We start from the raw sequence: 14282 nt of genomic DNA, 5'->3' as shown, positions 1-14282 counted from the left end.
TATGCCGGAGATGCGCTTCGTGATCGAGTGGCCGAGCGGCGAGCAGCAGGTCTGTTACTCCCCGTCGCTCGTCGTGAAGGACCACCTCGAGGTGGGCGAGAGCTACGACGTCGACGACTTCGTGGCGCGCTGCCGGACGGCGCTCGACATCGCGAGCGAGCGGGTCCTGAAGAAATACGGGTTCCCATGCAGCCTCGCGCGGGCGGAGGCGGCGCGCATCGCGAGCGCGGCCGCGCGGTGGAGCGGCCAGCGCGGGGCGAAGGTCCGGGTCGTCAGGTTCGTCGAGTGACGGTCAGGCTCGTCGCGTGACAGAAGGTTCGTCGAGCGACGGAAGGAGCAGGAGATGGTGACGAAGTCGAAGATGGAGCGCCTCCTGAGCGAGCGCCAGTTCCTCGTGTCCGCCGAGCTGACGCCCCCGCGTCACTACGACCTGGAAAAGCTGCTGAAACACGCGCGAAACATGGCGACGTGTGTGGATGTGGTGCAGATCAACGATCACCTGCTGTCGCAGGCGCGCTGCGCGAACATGGCAGTCGGCCACCTCGTGAAGCAGGAGGGGGTCGAGCCGGTGCTCCAGTTCTCGCTGCGCCACAAGAACAGGATCGCCCTCCAGGGCGATCTCCTCGGGATGGCGGCGCTCGGGCTCTCGAACATCATCGTGCTCGGCGGATATCCGTGCTCCATCGGGTCGGATCCGGACGCCAAGGAGGTGAACGACGTGGACAGCAACTCGGCCATCCAGCTGACGAGCCGGATGACGCGCGAGGGGAAGCTGTTCAACGGCGACGCGATCGCGCCGGCGCCGTACTTCCATGTGGGGACCATCGACTTCCCGTGCGGCGAGCAGGCGATCGCCGGGGCGATGGATCGGCTGACGGCGAAGATCGAGGCGGGGGCGAGCTTCATCCAGGTGCAGGCGGTGTTCGAGCTCGCGCCGATGCGCCGCTGGATGGCCGCGGTCGTCGAGCGGGGGCTGCACGAGCGGGCGCACTTCATCGCGGCGATCTTCCCGTTCGCGGGGGTGGACCGGCTGAACTTCCTGCAGAAGGTGCCCGGGCTCGTGGTGCCGGAGCACCTGATCGAGCGCGTGCGGAAGAGCGGGGACGCGGAGGGGGAGAGCTACCGGATCACGGTGGAGCTGATCCGGGGGCTGCGCGATATCCCGGGGCTCTCGGGGATCCACATGCGGTCCATCGGGGCGGAAGACTGGGTGCCGCGGCTCGTCGACGACGCGGGGCTGCGGCGGGCGGCCTGAGGACGAGGGGGCTTCCGGGACGCGACGGCAGGAGGAGAGGAGAGGGGCCTTCGCGGCGCGCGCGGGGGCCCCGCCGAACTCGCAAGGCCGCTGACTCGCCCTGATCGGGCGAGCCAGCGGCCTTGCTCAGACATCGGCCCTCCCCCGCGCGCGCCGCGAAGGCCCCTCTCCTCTCCTCCTGCTTTGTGTAGGGGGAGGGCCCTCTCCTCCTCTTTGTGGGGGTGAAGGGGGCTTCTCTGCGCCTGCTTGGGCTCAGGGCTTGTGCGCGGTCCAGAGCAGCGCGAGGCCGTTCATCCTGCGCTCGCGGCGATCGATCTGGAAACCCAGCGCGCCGAGATCGGCGTTGATCCTGTCCTCGGTGTGGCGGTAGGTGACCTCGGCGGCGTCGGCCCACGCGAGCATCGCGTGGGCGGTCTGGGGGTTGTACCGGTGGCCGCGCAGGTAGCCGGCCATCGCGACGCGGCTCATCACGACCGCGGGCTCCAGGAGCGCCAGGCGGCCGCCGGGACGGAGCACACGCGCGGCCTCGGACAGCACCGGGGCCGGATCGGGCAGGTGCAAGAGCAGGTTCGACGAGGTCACCACGTCGAACGACGCGTCAGGGAACGGGAGACGCGTCGCGAGCGCCTCCCGGAACGTCACGTTGTCCAGGCCGAGCGCCCTCGCCCGCTGCGTGGCGCGCTCGACCATCGCCGCCGTCGCGTCGATGCCGATCGCCTCCTGGCAACGACGACCCAGCTCCCGCGTCAGGCGGCCCGTGCCGCAGCCGAGCTCCAGACAACGCTCCTCGACGCCCGGATCCACCAGCGTGACGAGCTCGTCGATCAGCGACGCATACGGGCCCTCCGCCTGCATGCGATCGAAGAAATCGACCAGCTCGTGGAACGGGGTCGCCTGCTCCTTCGCCGCGTAACGATCACGCCACCGCCAGGCGTCGTCGAGCGCCTGGTACGTGCCACGGTAGTACAGGAGCGGCGCGCCCGCCTCGCCCCGGCCCGACGCCAGCACGCGGCCCACATAGATGACGTGATCGCCCCCGTCGTACGCGTGCTCGACCTTGCAGTCGATGAACGCGAGCACGTCCTTCAAGACCGGGCTGCCGGACTCGGCCACGTGCGACTCGGTGAGCACCGCCTGCCGCTCCAGATCCGTCCCCTTGCCGGCGAACAGGTCCGAGATGTCGCGCTGCTGCTCCCGCAGGATGTTCACCGCGAACACGCCCGACGCCTCGATCGCCGCGCTCGTGCGCGAGCGCCGGTCCGCGCAGAACAAGACGAGCGGAGGGTCGAGCGAGACGGCGCTGAACGAGTTGACCGTCATCGCCTGCGGCGCGCCGTCCTGCACCGTGGTCACCAGCGTGACCCCGGTCGCGAACTGCCCCAGCACCTTGCGGAACTCCGCGGGATCGAAGTGCATGAGACATCCTACGCGGCCTTCGCGCGCGCGGGATCCAGGATCTGCGCGCGCGTGCCCACGCCGCGCGTGCCCACGCCGCGCGCGGCGTGGGCACACGCGCCGCGCCTCAGCCGGCGTCGCGGCGCGCGAGCTCGGGCGCGAAGGCCGGTATGCAGAGCGCGAAGTACTCGCTCTCCTCGTCGAACGGGTTGCTGTAACGGACGCGCTGATCGGGCTCCGCCCAGAGGGCCTGGCCGGCGGCGAGGTCGATGACCTCGCCCGCGATCTCGATCCGCATGCGGCCGCGGATCATCAGCGTGAGCTCGCCGAACGTCGGCGTCTGCGCCGGCTCGCTCCAGCCGGGCGGGGCCACCATGTGCGCGAGGCTGAACCCGTCCGTGCCGGTGTTCACGCGGCCGAAGAGCTCCTCGATCAGCTTGCCGCCAGGGACAGGGATCCGCGCCGCGGCCGTGACGAGCCGGTAAGGTTGCGCCATCGGGAGGCTCCTCCTCAGAACGCGCGCGTCCGGTCGTCGGACACGCGGTAGAGCTGCATCAAGAGGTGCCGGCCCCCGTGCGGCTGCACGTACCGGAGCGCGGCGCCCTTGCCCGTCACGAAGCGGTGGTAACGCCGCGCCGGCACCGCGACGAGATCGCCCGCGCCGACCCAGATGCGCACCCACTCGTCGTTCTGGCAGCGGATGTCATAAAGCCCCTGGCCCTCCAGGAACAAACGCACCTCGTCGGCGAGGTGGCAGTGCTCATCCGCCTCTCGCGCGCTGTCGGCCTCGTCTCGAGGGTTGCTCAGGTCGCGGCGGACGTCCTCCTGGTCCTTCCAGCCGCGCTCCGCCTGCACGCGCTGCACGGCGGGCTCGACGGCGCCGGGGTCGAACGCCCCGCACCGGATGCCCTCCGCCAGAAGCTCCGCCTCGGTGCACTCGATCTCGTCGTCAGCTCTCATCCGGATCGCACGCATGCGCATCCCTCCCGGGCTAGCGCTCTTGAACTCTGCGCGCCCGCGACGTCAAGTCATTAACCGCGCCCGAGGAGCCACATCAAACCTGCAATGCTGAGAGCCAGCACACCGAGCGCGAGCAGCGCAATCAGCGCCTCGGTGAACCCCCATCCGCCGCCCGGGACGCCCCGCTGCGCAGCAGCGGGCGCGGCAGGGCGCGCGAGCGGGGAAAGCGTGCTCGTGGAGGCCGGCGGGGCCGTCCGCGAGGAAGGCACCGGCGCCGGCTCCTCCGGCAAAGGAGGCTCGATGTCCACCTCCGGACGGAGCGGCTCGCACGGGCTGCGCTCGATCTCCGCGAGCGCCTCCGCCGCCGGATGCGCGCAGGTGAGCCGATCCCGGCAGATCGCGAGCACCTGTCCAGGCCGCCACGGCGTGTCGAACTGAGGCACGGCGCCCCCGTCGAGCAACGCCCCAGTGCGCGATCCGAGGTCCTGAACTGAGAACAGATCGCCCCTGCGCGTAATGGCCAAGTGGCGTCGGGAAACGTCCGAGTCGTCCAGGACCAGATCGGTGTCCTTGGCGCGGCCGATGATGTAAGGGCGGCCCGCCTCCTCGAGGCGCAACACGCGGCCGCTGTCCGGGCCCTCGACCACGGTCACGCGCGGCGCGGGATCCTCGCCCTGCGCGGCGAGGCCGCGGGCGACGAGCTCCAGGGCGAGCTCCTTCGCGGCCGCGGCGGGGGCGCCCTTCACGACCGCGGGCTCGATCCGGAGCAGGAGCCAGACGCGGCCCACCCGGATGCGGTCGCCCGTGCGCAGCGGCATCGCCGTGCGCGGCGCGATCCGCGTCTTGCCGAGGAACGTGCCGTTCTCGCTCCCCTCGTCGAGCAGCAGGTAGGTCGCGCCGCGCTGCCGGATCGACGCGTGCCGGTGGCTCACGCTCGCGTCGGGGAGGCGGACCTCGCAGCCCTCCGCGCGGCCGATGATGATGCGGGGGGCGTCCAGGGTCAGGGAGAGCTCGTCGCCGGCGCCCTGCGGGGCCGCCCCGGCGAGCACGACGATCGTCAGCGCCATCGATGCTGCCTCCGCGCGCCAGGGCGGCGCCGGCTCAAATCGCCGCCGTGCGGCGCATCCGCTCGGTCGCGCTGACGAGCTGCCGCACCGCCTGATCCTGCAGCCGCGCGGCCTCCTCGATGCGCTTGCCGGCCTCCACGAGCTGCTCGCCGCCGCGCGTCTGGCTGCGGTGCGAGGTGTTGAGGCTGTGGATGAGGTTCGAGATCTGCTCGATCGCGCTCGTGATCTGGCGCCCGCCGCGCGCCTGCTCCTGGCTCGACCGCTCCACGTGCTGCGTGATCGTCCGCATCTTCTCCGCGCTCTTCATGATGAGCTCCGAGCCGCGCGCCTGCTCCGCCGTCGCCGCGGCGATCTGCTGCACCGTCTCGGCGATGCGGCCGATCGCGTCCGTGACCTGCTTCGACCCCTTGGCCTGCTCGACCGTGGCGCGGGCGATGGCGCGCACCATGTTCGTCGACTTTTGCGAGCTCTCCAGGATCTTCTTCAGGGCCCGCTCGGCCTCGTTCGACACCTCGACGCCGCGGTCGACGTTGTGCGCGCCGCGCTCGACGGCGGCGATCGCGTTCTTCGACTCGGACTGGATCGTCTTGATGAGCTCCGCGATCTCCTTCGTGCTGCCGCCGGCGCGCTCGGCCAGGTCCTTGATCTCGTCGGCGACGACGGCGAAGCCCTTGCCGTGCTCGCCCGCCTGCGCGGCGATGATCGCGGCGTTCAGCGCGAGCAGGTTCGTCTGCTCGGCGACGTCGTCGATGACGGCGAGGATCTGCCCGATCGCCTCGATGCGGAAGCCGAGGTTCGAGATGACGGCCACGGCCTCCTGGCTCGACTCCTTGATGCGGTAGATCTCGCCGATCGTCTTCAGGATGGCCTCGGCGCCCTTCTCGGCGTCGGTCGCCACCTCCTCGGAGAGGCGGGCCGTCTCGTTCGCGTTCGACTGGACCTGGTCGATGGAGACGTCCATCTGGTTCATCGAGGAGCTCGTCTCCTCGGCCGTCAGCGCCAGGGCGTCGACGTTCTTCGCGACCTCGCGGATGGAGTACGCCATCTCCTCGATCGACGAGACCGTCTCGCGCACGCTCGATCCGAGCTCGCCGACGTTCTCGGCGACCTCCTCGTTCGTGGCGGTCATCTCGAGGATGCTGGAGCTCGACTCCTCGGCGCTCGACGCGAGCGACTCGACGGACTGGGCGATGTTCGCGAGCGCGGTCGTCATCTCGCGGATGTAGACGGTCGCCTGCTCGCTCGCGTGCATGACGCTGCTCACGCCGTCGCTCAGCTTGGGCAGGAGCTCGTCGAGCAGCAGGGTGGCCTGCGCGAGCTCCGACCGGCGCTGCTTGTCGCGCTGCTCGGCCTGCGCGATCCGCTCGGCGATGCCGGTGAGCTCCGTGTAGAGGCGCGAGAGCTCCGGCGGCGTGCCGGCCGGGGCGCGCACCCGCTCGCCGGACGTGGCGCGCAGCGCGGCGTCCACGAGCCCGTCGACGTCGATGTCGGGGCCCTGGCGCTGCGCGAGATCGTTCACCTTGCGGGTGAGCGTCGCGACCTCGCGCTCCAGGGTGTCGCGCTCCTTCTCGAGCTGGTCGCGCTCGCGGCTCAGGCCGTCGCGCTCCTTCTCCAGCTGGTCGCGCTCCCGCCCGGCGCCGTCGCGCTCGCGGCTCAGCGCGTCCCGCTCCCGCGCGAGCCGGTCGCGCTCCTCGACGAGCGCGTGGCGGGCCTCCGCGAGCTCGGCCTGGCGGCCGGCGATCTCGGCGATCTGCTCGAACGCGTCCGCGACCTCGACGGGGGCGCCCTCGGGCAGCTTCGGCGGCTTGCCGCGCGCCGCCGCGCGGAGGGCGTCGCGCAGGCCGCCGAGCGGCACGCCGGCCTTCGCCGTCGAGGCCGTGTAGAGCACCGCCACCATCGCGAGGATGCCGAACGTCATGAACAGCTGGCCCGACAGCGCGGCGAGATACCTCGACTCCGACGCGTAACCCAGTAGCATGCCGGCGACGAGGAGCGCCGCGGCGAAGGCGATAGAGAGCTGCTTGGAGTTCATGTCGTGCGTTCCGAGCGAGGTGTTCAGCGGCGCTCGCGTGCGCGGCGCGCGCCGAGGACCCCGAAGGACGACCGAGCGTAAGAGGCGAGAGCCCCCTGGTGCAAGGAGAGCGCGCGGCGGGGTCGGCGCGGGGCGCAGCGGGCAGCGAGGGTCAGCTCCTGGCCAGAGGCGCAGGGGCGGGCCGGCCGGCGCCGGACGGCGACGGGGAATTTGGACCGCGCCCGGCGGATGGCGTATCCACAGGGGCCACGCTGGAGGAGATCTGCGCCCGGGGCCCCGGCGCGGGCGCGGTTTGCTCTAGTATTCCCGTCGACGCCGCCCGAGACCGCGGCGGCCGCCCGGCCGGACTGCCCGGGGCGGCCGGGCGGCCGTGGCGGCCCCGCCATGCCCCTCGCCGCTCGCCTCCTGCTCGCCTTCGGGGTCGTCGCCATCATCGCGACGGCGTTCGTCGGCCTGACCTTGCGCGAGGCGTCGCGCGAGATCATCGAGAGCGGCTTCGCCGATCGGATCGACGCGGCGCACACCGGCGTCCGGCAGCAGCTCGCGTGGGAGGCCGACGCGCTGCGCGATCTGCTGCCGCCGCTCTGCCAGCACGACACGTTCGTCGACAAGGCCCACATCGAGCTCGAGCGGGCGAAGGGCGACCCGGACGCGATGGATCCGACGAGCCGCATCGCCCTGCGCCGGCAGGTGCCCAGCCAGGCGAAGGCGCTGCGCCTCGACGAGCTCTCGCTCGTGGCGGGCAACGGGAGCGTGCTCGGGGCCGAGGACGCGTCGCGGCTCGGCGCCCGCGACCGGCGGCTGGCGGAGCTGATCCGGGCGCCCGGGGGCGCGCCGCGGCTCAGGCCGGCGAGGGCGGGCGGCGAGCCGTCGCTGGAGGTCCACTGCGCCCTCACGAGCCACGGGGTGACGATCGGCCTCGTGGGCGCGCGGCGGATCGGCCCGGTGCTCGACCGGATCGGCGCCACGAACCACGTGCGGCTCGCGGCGCTCGGCGAGGGGCGGGACGCCCCGCCGGGCGGCGAGGCCGAGGTCGTGCGCGTGCTCGACGTCGCGGAGGTCCCGGGCCTGCGCGTCGCCGCGTCGGTGTCGCGCGCGCCGCTGACGCAGGCGCTCGCCCGGCTGGATCGCGCGATCGCGGCGACGGGCGCCACGGTGCTGGCGATCGCGCTCGGGATCGCGGTGGTGCTGGCGCGCAGCCTCTCGCGGCCGCTCGTGGCGCTGGCCCGCGAGACGCGCGAGGTGATGGGCGGCGCGCCGCGGCGGGTGGAGGGGCGCGGCGGGCGGGAGCTCGCGGATCTCGCGGCGGCGTTCAACGCGACGATCGACGAGCTCGCGGCGATGCGCAAGCGGCTGGCGGCGACCGAGCGCATCGCGGCGCGGCGCGAGGTGGCGCGCCAGATCGCCCACGAGATCAAGAACCCGCTCGCGCCGATCCGGGCCGCGGTCGAGACGCTGCGCCGGCTGCGGCAGCGCGACGACCCGGCGTTCGACGACTACTTCGAGGAGGCGACGTCGACGGTGCTGGGCGAGGTGCACCGGATCGCGAACATCGTGACCGAGTTCACCCGGTTCGCGCGCCTGCCGGCGCCGAACCTCGAGCCGGTCGACCTCGTGGCGATCGCGCGCGGGGTGGTGACGCTGCACGCGGCGCCGGGCGAGGCGACGTCGACCGGGACCGGCGGCGCGGGGCGGCCGCGGGTGGAGCTCACGGCCGACCCGATCCCGAAGGTCCAGGCCGACCGGGACCAGATCGTCCAGGTGCTCACCAACCTGGTCCAGAACGGGCTCGACGCGGCGAGCGCGGTCCGGAGCGACCCGCGCGTCGGGGTGACCGTCGGCCCGCTGCCGAACGATCGGGTGCGGATCGTGGTGCGCGACAACGGGCCCGGGGTGGCGGAGGAGATGGTGCCGCGCCTGTTCGAGCCGTACGCGACCAGCAAGGAGAAGGGGACGGGGCTCGGGCTCGCGATCGCGCAGCGGATCGTGCTCGAGCACGGCGGGGAGATCAGCTACCGCAAGGCGACGAAGGGCGGCGCGGTGTTCGAGATCTGGCTGCCCGTCGGGGGGCCGCCCCTCCTGGAGAAGCCGCCCGCGGACACCACCGTGCGGCCGCGGGGGCCGGAGGCGCCGTGATCGCCGGCGCGCCGGCGCGGAGGGGCTCGGGTCGGGACGTGGGGGCCGGGGGGGCGGGCAGAGAGGTCGACGGTCCTCGGCGCCGGGTGACGCCGCCCCTCGCACCGCTCAGTCGAGCAGCGGGCGGCCGTCGACCCTGCTGGGCCGGCGCCGCGCGACCTCGATCCCCGAGATGCAGACGGCCAGCCACACGGTGCCGGCCGCGAAGCCGGCGAGCACGTCGCTCAGGTAGTGCACGCCGAGGTACATGCGGCTGAAGCCCATCGCCACGGTCCAGCTGAGCGCGAGCGCGATGAGCGCGAGCCGCCCGCGGAGCGTCCGGACGAACAGGACGCCGAGGTACGAGAGCATGCCGAAGGCGACGAACGTGCCCATCGAGTGCCCGCTCGGGAAGCTCCACCCGAGGGCGACCGCGAGCGGATCGTCGAACGTCGGCCGCGGCCGCGAGAACAGGGCCTTGAGCGCGGCGTTGAGGAGCCCGCCGCCGGCGAGCGCGATCGCCCAGCCGATCGCGAGCACGCGGTGGCGCCGCCATAGCAGGGCGGCGCCCACGACGATCCCGAGGACGGTGAGCGCCCAGCCGCTGCCGAGGTGGGTGAAGGCGCGGAGCGCGGCCACGCCGGCCTCGCTGGACGAGGCGTAGAGCGCGCGCGAGAGCGCGACGTCGACCGTCACGATCGTGTTGCCCTGGTGCACCGCGTTGGCGAGCGCGATGAACAGGAGCGCGGCCAGGCTGAGCGCCATCCCGAGGCCGAGGTGGAGGACGAGGTACTCGTCGGCGGACACGCCGCGGAGCACCCGCGCGAGCGCCGGGAACCGGGCCGAGATCCGCCGCGTGACCGGGTGCTCTGCCACGGCCCGGAAGGCCCGCACGGCGCGCGCCCACAGCGCCCGGGCGTGCCGATCCGCGAGCCGCGCGATCGCGACGAGCCCGAGCACGGAGCCCACCGCCCCGAGCACGAGCAGCGCGAGCAGCAGGAACGGCCTCGCGCCGACCGCCGCAGCGAGCTGCTCCGGGTGAAGATCCAGCGCCTGCATGGCGGAGCTCTAGCATGCTGCCCCGCCGGTCCATCCGCTCCGCGGCGCGGATGTCACAGGAAGAAGAGGAACGCCGCGGTGACGAGGGGCGCGTAGACGACGAACGCGAGGAGCAGGAACCCGAGCAGCTCCTTGAACTCGACGCGCGCGACGGCGAGCAGCGGCAGCGCCCAGAACGGCTGCACGAGGTCCGTGGCCATGTCTCCCCACGCGTAGGCCAGGACGACCTTGCGCGGCTCGACGCCGAGATCGGACGCGGCCTTGAGCAGGTACGGCGCCTCGATGGCCCATTTGGAGCCGCCGGAGGGGACGAAGTAGTTGACGATGCCGCTGTACCAGTAGACGACGGCGGGGAACGTCTCGCGCGAGCTCAGGGCGACGAACGCCTCGCCGATGCGGTCGGTGAGCCCGGTGGCCTTGAAGATGCCGTAGATGCCGGCGTAGAGCGGGAACTGGAGGACGATGCCGTGCAGGACGCCGGCCGCCTCCTCCGAGGCCTTGAGCAGCCGCGCCGGCGTGCCGTGCAGGAGGACGGCGAGCGTGAGGAAGATGAAGTTGACCGAGTTGATGTTGATGTTCTTCCAGCCGCTCCACAGCACGGTCGCCGCGTAGACCAGCCCCGCGGCGCCGAAGAGCAGGTTCAGCGCGGGAGAGTGGTCGAGCAGGGCCGCGAGCGACGGCGCGGGCGGTCGCGCGGGCGGCTCGAACCGGCCGAAGCCCTCCACCACGCTCGGATCCACCTTCACCGTGTGATCCGGCGCCGGGTGGAGCAGCCCCGCGAGCACCGTCATCACGGCGACGACGGCGAGGAGGAGCGCCACGTTGAAGCCGGAGAGCAACGTCTGGTCGACGGGGATCACGCCGGTGGTCTTCTCGAGGAAATGGCCGGGCGTGGCGACGAGCAGCGGCGCGGAGGCGGAGAAGCCGGAGTGCCATGTCGCGCCCATGCCGAAGTACGCGCAGGCGACCAGGAGGCGGTAGTCCACGTCGGGCTGCCGCCGGACCACGAAGCGCACGAGCATCGCGGAGGCGACCAGCGAGAGGCCCCAGTTCAGATAGGAGAGCGCCATGGAGACGAACGCCATCAGCATCACCGCGCGACGCGGGGTGGCGGCGAGCGCGGCCACCCGCTCCAGCGCCGCGCGCACGGGCCCGGTGAGCGCGAGGAGATAGCCGCTGAACATGACCAGCGCCATCTGCATGGAGAACGAGAGCAGCTCCCAGAAGCCGCTGCCCCAGCCCTTCACGACCTCCATCGGCCCCGCGCCCGCCCACGTGAGCCCGAGCACGAACGCGAGCAGCGTGAGAAGGACCGCGATGGCGAAGGCGGAGGGCACGTAACGCGCGCTGAAGCGCCCCAGCGCGTCCGCGATTCGAACGAGGATGTCCACGGCTCCCTCCGCGGTGGGTTCTTCGGTCTTCCTCCGCCCGCCGTAGCACGGACGGGTTATGCTGGGGAAGGCCTCGCGGCGGCGGACGCGGCGGGCCGATGAGGGCGAGCGCGGTGGCGGTGACGGTGACCGAGTCGAGCAAGCTGGGGACGATCGAGATCGCGCCGTATGCCGAGCAGGCCGCCCGCTGGCCCGCGGCGGGTCGCCACATCCTCGCGCAGTTCGACGCCGAGACGGTGGTGGTGTATCAGGCATACCGCCCCTCGATCGCGCGGCACGCGGTCGCGCATCAGCGGCTCGGAGGCGCGGAGTTCAGCTTCGGGCGCATGAGCTGGATCAAGCCGAACTTCCTCTGGATGATGTTCCGCTCGGGCTGGGGCACGAAGCAGGACCAGGAGGCCGTGCTCGCCATCCGCGTCCGGCGCTCGGGGTTCGACGAGATCCTCGCGGCGGCGGTGCCGTCGGGCTTCGTGCCCGCGCTGTACCCGAGCGAGGAGGCGTGGAAGGCCGCGCTCCACCGCTCGGACGTGCGCCTCCAGTGGGATCCTGACCACCACCCGTCGGGGGCGCCGGTCACGCGCCGCGCGATCCAGCTCGGGCTGCGGGGCGCGACGCTGCGGAGGTTCGCCGAGCAATGGACCGTGGGCGTGGAGGACATCTCCGGCTTCGTGGCGGAGCAGCGCGACATTTTGCGCCGGGATCGGGACGCGCTGTGGACGCCCCGCGAGGCGGTGTATCGGCCGGGGGACGCGGAGGTCGCGCGGCGCGTCGGGATCGAGGAGGGGGACGCGGCGTCGTAGGGTGTCGGCAAGAGGTGTTGCAGAGCTGCCCCCCCTCGGGCCTGCCGCCTTCCTGGTTCAGCGCTCCCGGAGCAGACATCGGCCCCCCAATTGAATCGACTGTGCTCCAACAGCGGGTGAGGAGCGCGAGCTCGGATACACGTGGGCGACCACAGGAAAGAAGAGAGAGAGAGCATGTCGCACAAAGAGACCGTGTCCATCGTTGGTTTGGGTCAGATGGGCGCCGCGCTGGCGCGCTCCTACATCAACGCCGGTCATCGGGTGACGGTATGGAACCGAACCCACAGCAAGGCAGAGCCGTTTCAGGGCCAGGCGAAGGTGGCGGCGACGCCCGAGCAGGCATGCGGCGAGAGCGACCTGACGATCATCTCGCTGCTCAACTACGAAGTAAGCGACCAGGTCCTGCGCACTCCCCTCGTGGCCGAGGCCGCGAAGGGCCGGACGCTGGTACAGCTGACCAGCGGCACGCCCAACGATGCTCGCAGCGGGGCGGCCTGGACGTCGGACCTCGGGATCAACTACCTGGACGGATGCATCCTGGCTTACCCCAGCTACATCGGTGGTGAACAGACGCCGGTGTTCTACTCGGGTCCCAAGGAGATCTACGACCGCCACCAGGCGACGCTGCGCGTCCTCGGCGGGGCGACGTCCCACGTCGGCGAGCCGATCGGGGCCGCGGCGACGCTCGACTGCGCTCTCCTGGAGAGCTATTACGGCGCGACGCTGTCGTTCCTGCACGGGGCGGCGATCTGCGCGTCGGAGAAGTTTCCCCTCGACGCGTACTTCGCCTCGCTTCAGGCGATCATGCCGCTCGTCTCGATCACCGCCGACATGTGCAAGAAGATGCTGTCCACCGGCGATTTCAAGGGGACCGACTGCACGCTGGACATTCACGCGGGCGCCCTCGAGCACATCGCGCGCCTCAGCCGGGAGAACAACATCGACCGGCGTATCCCGGAGCTCATCCTGTCCTACTTCAAACGTGCATTGCAGCTCGGCCACGGCGCCGATGAGATGGCCGCCGTGTTCAACGCCATTCAGGATCAGGCCCGCGGCTGACCAGCGGCGGAGGTTATCTTCGGATCCCAAGAGATTTCAACGCAAAGGCGCAAAGGCGCAAACCAGAATTTTATCTGTGTTTTGGTGCCCTTGCGTCCTCGCGTTGAAATCTCTCTTCTCTCGCCGTGATCCCTGCCAAGACTTCTGACGGGCCGAACCGGGGACGAGCTTCGGCGACAACGCTCTAGCCCTCGCCGGCGCGACCTCCACGCGCCTTCTGCACGCGCAGCGCCTCCACCACGTGATCGCGCAGCGCGATCGTCTTCTTCGGCAGGTGCCGGCCGCTCGGGAACACGAGGAAGACGCCGCCCATCGGCGTCGTCCAGCGCGGCAGCACGCGGACGAGCGATCCGGCGAGCACGTCCTGCTGAGCAAGGAAGGCGGGGAGGAGGCCGATCCCCATGCCGTGGCGCACCGCCTCGCGCACGAAGAACCCGTCGTCCGCGACCAGCCGGAGGTGGAGCCGCGCACCGGCGCCCGACACCCCGCCGCGCGCGAACGGGCTCGTCCCCGCGATCGCCACGCAGTCGTGCTCCGACAGATCGTCCACGGACCTCGGCGTGCCCCGCGCGGCCAGGTACGCCGGCGAGGCGTAGAACTGCAGGCTCAGCTCGCCCACCTTGCGCGCGACCAGCGTCGAGTCCCGGGGCTTGTTCCCGAGGAACCGGAAGGCAGCGTCGTAACCCTCCTTCACCAGATCCACGGGCCGGGTCGCCAGGTGCATCTCCACCGTGATGCGCGGGTAGCGGCGGCAGAAGCCGGCGAGGATCTCCGCCACCACCTCGGTGCCAAAGTCCGCCGTCGCGGTCAGGCGGAGCGAGCCCGACGGCTCATCCGCGAGCTCCGGGAGCCCTTCGAGCGCCTCCGTCAACGCCCTGAGCCGTGAGCCCAGGCGATCGACGAGCGCCTGCCCGGCCGTCGTGAGCGCCACGCTGCGCGTCGTCCGCTGCAAGAGGCGCACGCCGAGCGACGCCTCCAGCGAGGCGACAGCCCGGCTGACCGTCGACTTGGGCACCCCCAGCCGGCGCGCCGCCGCCGTGAAGCTCGCCGTCTCGGCCACCGCCGCGAAGACGGAGAGGTGGTTCAAATCCATTGTTCCCATTCCGGAACATAGTAGCCCATTTTGTATCATTGCGCCGGAACCGAGAC

The 14282-nt window shown here is 71.7% G+C and carries 13 protein-coding genes; 5 read left to right on the top strand and 8 right to left on the bottom strand.

Annotation, left to right across the window (positions count from 1 at the left end; all coding sequences use genetic code 11):
- The first annotated feature begins 1 nt into the window (after position 1).
- Positions 2–289 (top strand): MSMEG_0570 family nitrogen starvation response protein, encoded by a 288-nt coding sequence (locus WMF43_RS49660; RefSeq protein ID WP_437675966.1) that lies wholly within the window; start codon positions 2–4, stop codon positions 287–289.
- A gap of 54 nt (positions 290–343) precedes the next feature.
- The gene (locus tag WMF43_RS49655) at positions 344–1255 is read left to right on the top strand and encodes a methylenetetrahydrofolate reductase (protein ID WP_437675964.1); all 912 of its coding nucleotides are present in this window, start codon (positions 344–346) and stop codon (positions 1253–1255) included.
- Between the two features lie 252 nt (positions 1256–1507).
- Here the strand turns inward: WMF43_RS49655 and WMF43_RS49650 are convergent, their stop codons facing one another.
- The 5 genes from WMF43_RS49650 to WMF43_RS49630 form a co-directional block, all read right to left on the bottom strand.
- Positions 1508–2671 (bottom strand): flavin reductase, encoded by a 1164-nt coding sequence (locus tag WMF43_RS49650; protein WP_437675962.1) that lies wholly within the window; start codon positions 2669–2671, stop codon positions 1508–1510.
- A 106-nt stretch (positions 2672–2777) separates the two neighbouring features.
- A complete protein-coding gene (locus WMF43_RS49645) occupies positions 2778–3146 on the bottom strand; it encodes a cupin domain-containing protein (RefSeq protein WP_437675960.1) in 369 nt (122 codons plus the stop codon).
- A 14-nt stretch (positions 3147–3160) separates the two neighbouring features.
- Positions 3161–3610, bottom strand: a complete 450-nt coding sequence (locus tag WMF43_RS49640; RefSeq protein ID WP_437675958.1) for a 1,2-dihydroxy-3-keto-5-methylthiopentene dioxygenase — start codon at positions 3608–3610, stop codon at positions 3161–3163.
- Positions 3611–3681: 71 nt separating this feature from the next.
- Entirely contained in the window at positions 3682–4677 is a 996-nt protein-coding gene (locus tag WMF43_RS49635) for an FHA domain-containing protein (RefSeq protein WP_437675957.1), read from the bottom strand.
- A 34-nt stretch (positions 4678–4711) separates the two neighbouring features.
- On the bottom strand, positions 4712–6709 hold the full coding sequence (locus WMF43_RS49630; RefSeq protein ID WP_437675955.1) for a methyl-accepting chemotaxis protein: 1998 nt from the start codon (positions 6707–6709) through the stop codon (positions 4712–4714).
- A gap of 384 nt (positions 6710–7093) precedes the next feature.
- On the opposite strand from WMF43_RS49630, the gene WMF43_RS49625 reads away from it, so the two are divergent.
- Positions 7094–8845 (top strand): sensor histidine kinase, encoded by a 1752-nt coding sequence (locus WMF43_RS49625; RefSeq protein WP_437675953.1) that lies wholly within the window; start codon positions 7094–7096, stop codon positions 8843–8845.
- Positions 8846–8953: 108 nt separating this feature from the next.
- On the opposite strand, the gene WMF43_RS49620 is transcribed toward WMF43_RS49625, so the two are convergent.
- Together WMF43_RS49620 and WMF43_RS49615 are read right to left on the bottom strand one after the other, a co-directional pair.
- Positions 8954–9883 carry a phosphatase PAP2 family protein gene (locus WMF43_RS49620; protein WP_437675951.1) on the bottom strand — a complete coding sequence of 310 codons (930 nt, stop codon included), beginning with the start codon at positions 9881–9883 and terminating at the stop codon, positions 8954–8956.
- 53 nt (positions 9884–9936) lie between these two features.
- Complete coding sequence (locus WMF43_RS49615; protein ID WP_437675949.1) at positions 9937–11274, bottom strand: short-chain fatty acid transporter; 1338 nt, start codon at positions 11272–11274, stop codon at positions 9937–9939.
- Between the two features lie 98 nt (positions 11275–11372).
- Here WMF43_RS49615 and WMF43_RS49610 point away from each other — a divergent pair, with 98 nt between their 5' ends.
- Complete coding sequence (locus tag WMF43_RS49610) at positions 11373–12074, top strand: DUF4291 domain-containing protein (RefSeq protein WP_437675947.1); 702 nt, start codon at positions 11373–11375, stop codon at positions 12072–12074.
- A 141-nt stretch (positions 12075–12215) separates the two neighbouring features.
- Positions 12216–13133, top strand: a complete 918-nt coding sequence (locus WMF43_RS49605; protein WP_437675946.1) for an NAD(P)-dependent oxidoreductase — start codon at positions 12216–12218, stop codon at positions 13131–13133.
- Positions 13134–13317: 184 nt separating this feature from the next.
- Here WMF43_RS49605 and WMF43_RS49600 read toward each other — a convergent pair whose 3' ends face one another.
- Complete coding sequence (locus WMF43_RS49600; RefSeq protein ID WP_437675944.1) at positions 13318–14235, bottom strand: LysR family transcriptional regulator; 918 nt, start codon at positions 14233–14235, stop codon at positions 13318–13320.
- Positions 14236–14282: the final 47 nt, after the last annotated feature.

The sequence above is a fragment of the Sorangium sp. So ce131 genome (assembly GCF_051519095.1).
Lineage (GTDB): Bacteria > Myxococcota_A > Polyangia > Polyangiales > Polyangiaceae > Sorangium.
The sequence above is the reverse complement of the archived record's forward strand: the minus strand, read 5'-3'. Positions and strand labels throughout refer to the sequence as shown.

Bases quoted from the DNA above. Each gene is read 5' to 3' on its own strand.
- WMF43_RS49660 (WP_437675966.1), top strand. From the start codon at position 2: ATGCCGGAGATGCGCTTCGTGATCGAGTGGCCGAGCGGCGAGCAGCAG.
- WMF43_RS49640 (WP_437675958.1), bottom strand. From the start codon at position 3,610: ATGAGAGCTGACGACGAGATCGAGTGCACCGAGGCGGAGCTTCTGGCG.
- WMF43_RS49635 (WP_437675957.1), bottom strand. From the start codon at position 4,677: ATGGCGCTGACGATCGTCGTGCTCGCCGGGGCGGCCCCGCAGGGCGCC.
- WMF43_RS49610 (WP_437675947.1), top strand. From the start codon at position 11,373: ATGAGGGCGAGCGCGGTGGCGGTGACGGTGACCGAGTCGAGCAAGCTG.
- WMF43_RS49655 (WP_437675964.1), top strand. From the start codon at position 344: ATGGTGACGAAGTCGAAGATGGAGCGCCTCCTGAGCGAGCGCCAGTTC.
- WMF43_RS49650 (WP_437675962.1), bottom strand. From the start codon at position 2,671: ATGCACTTCGATCCCGCGGAGTTCCGCAAGGTGCTGGGGCAGTTCGCG.
- WMF43_RS49630 (WP_437675955.1), bottom strand. From the start codon at position 6,709: ATGAACTCCAAGCAGCTCTCTATCGCCTTCGCCGCGGCGCTCCTCGTC.
- WMF43_RS49625 (WP_437675953.1), top strand. From the start codon at position 7,094: ATGCCCCTCGCCGCTCGCCTCCTGCTCGCCTTCGGGGTCGTCGCCATC.
- WMF43_RS49620 (WP_437675951.1), bottom strand. From the start codon at position 9,883: ATGCAGGCGCTGGATCTTCACCCGGAGCAGCTCGCTGCGGCGGTCGGC.
- WMF43_RS49600 (WP_437675944.1), bottom strand. From the start codon at position 14,235: ATGGGAACAATGGATTTGAACCACCTCTCCGTCTTCGCGGCGGTGGCC.
- WMF43_RS49645 (WP_437675960.1), bottom strand. From the start codon at position 3,146: ATGGCGCAACCTTACCGGCTCGTCACGGCCGCGGCGCGGATCCCTGTC.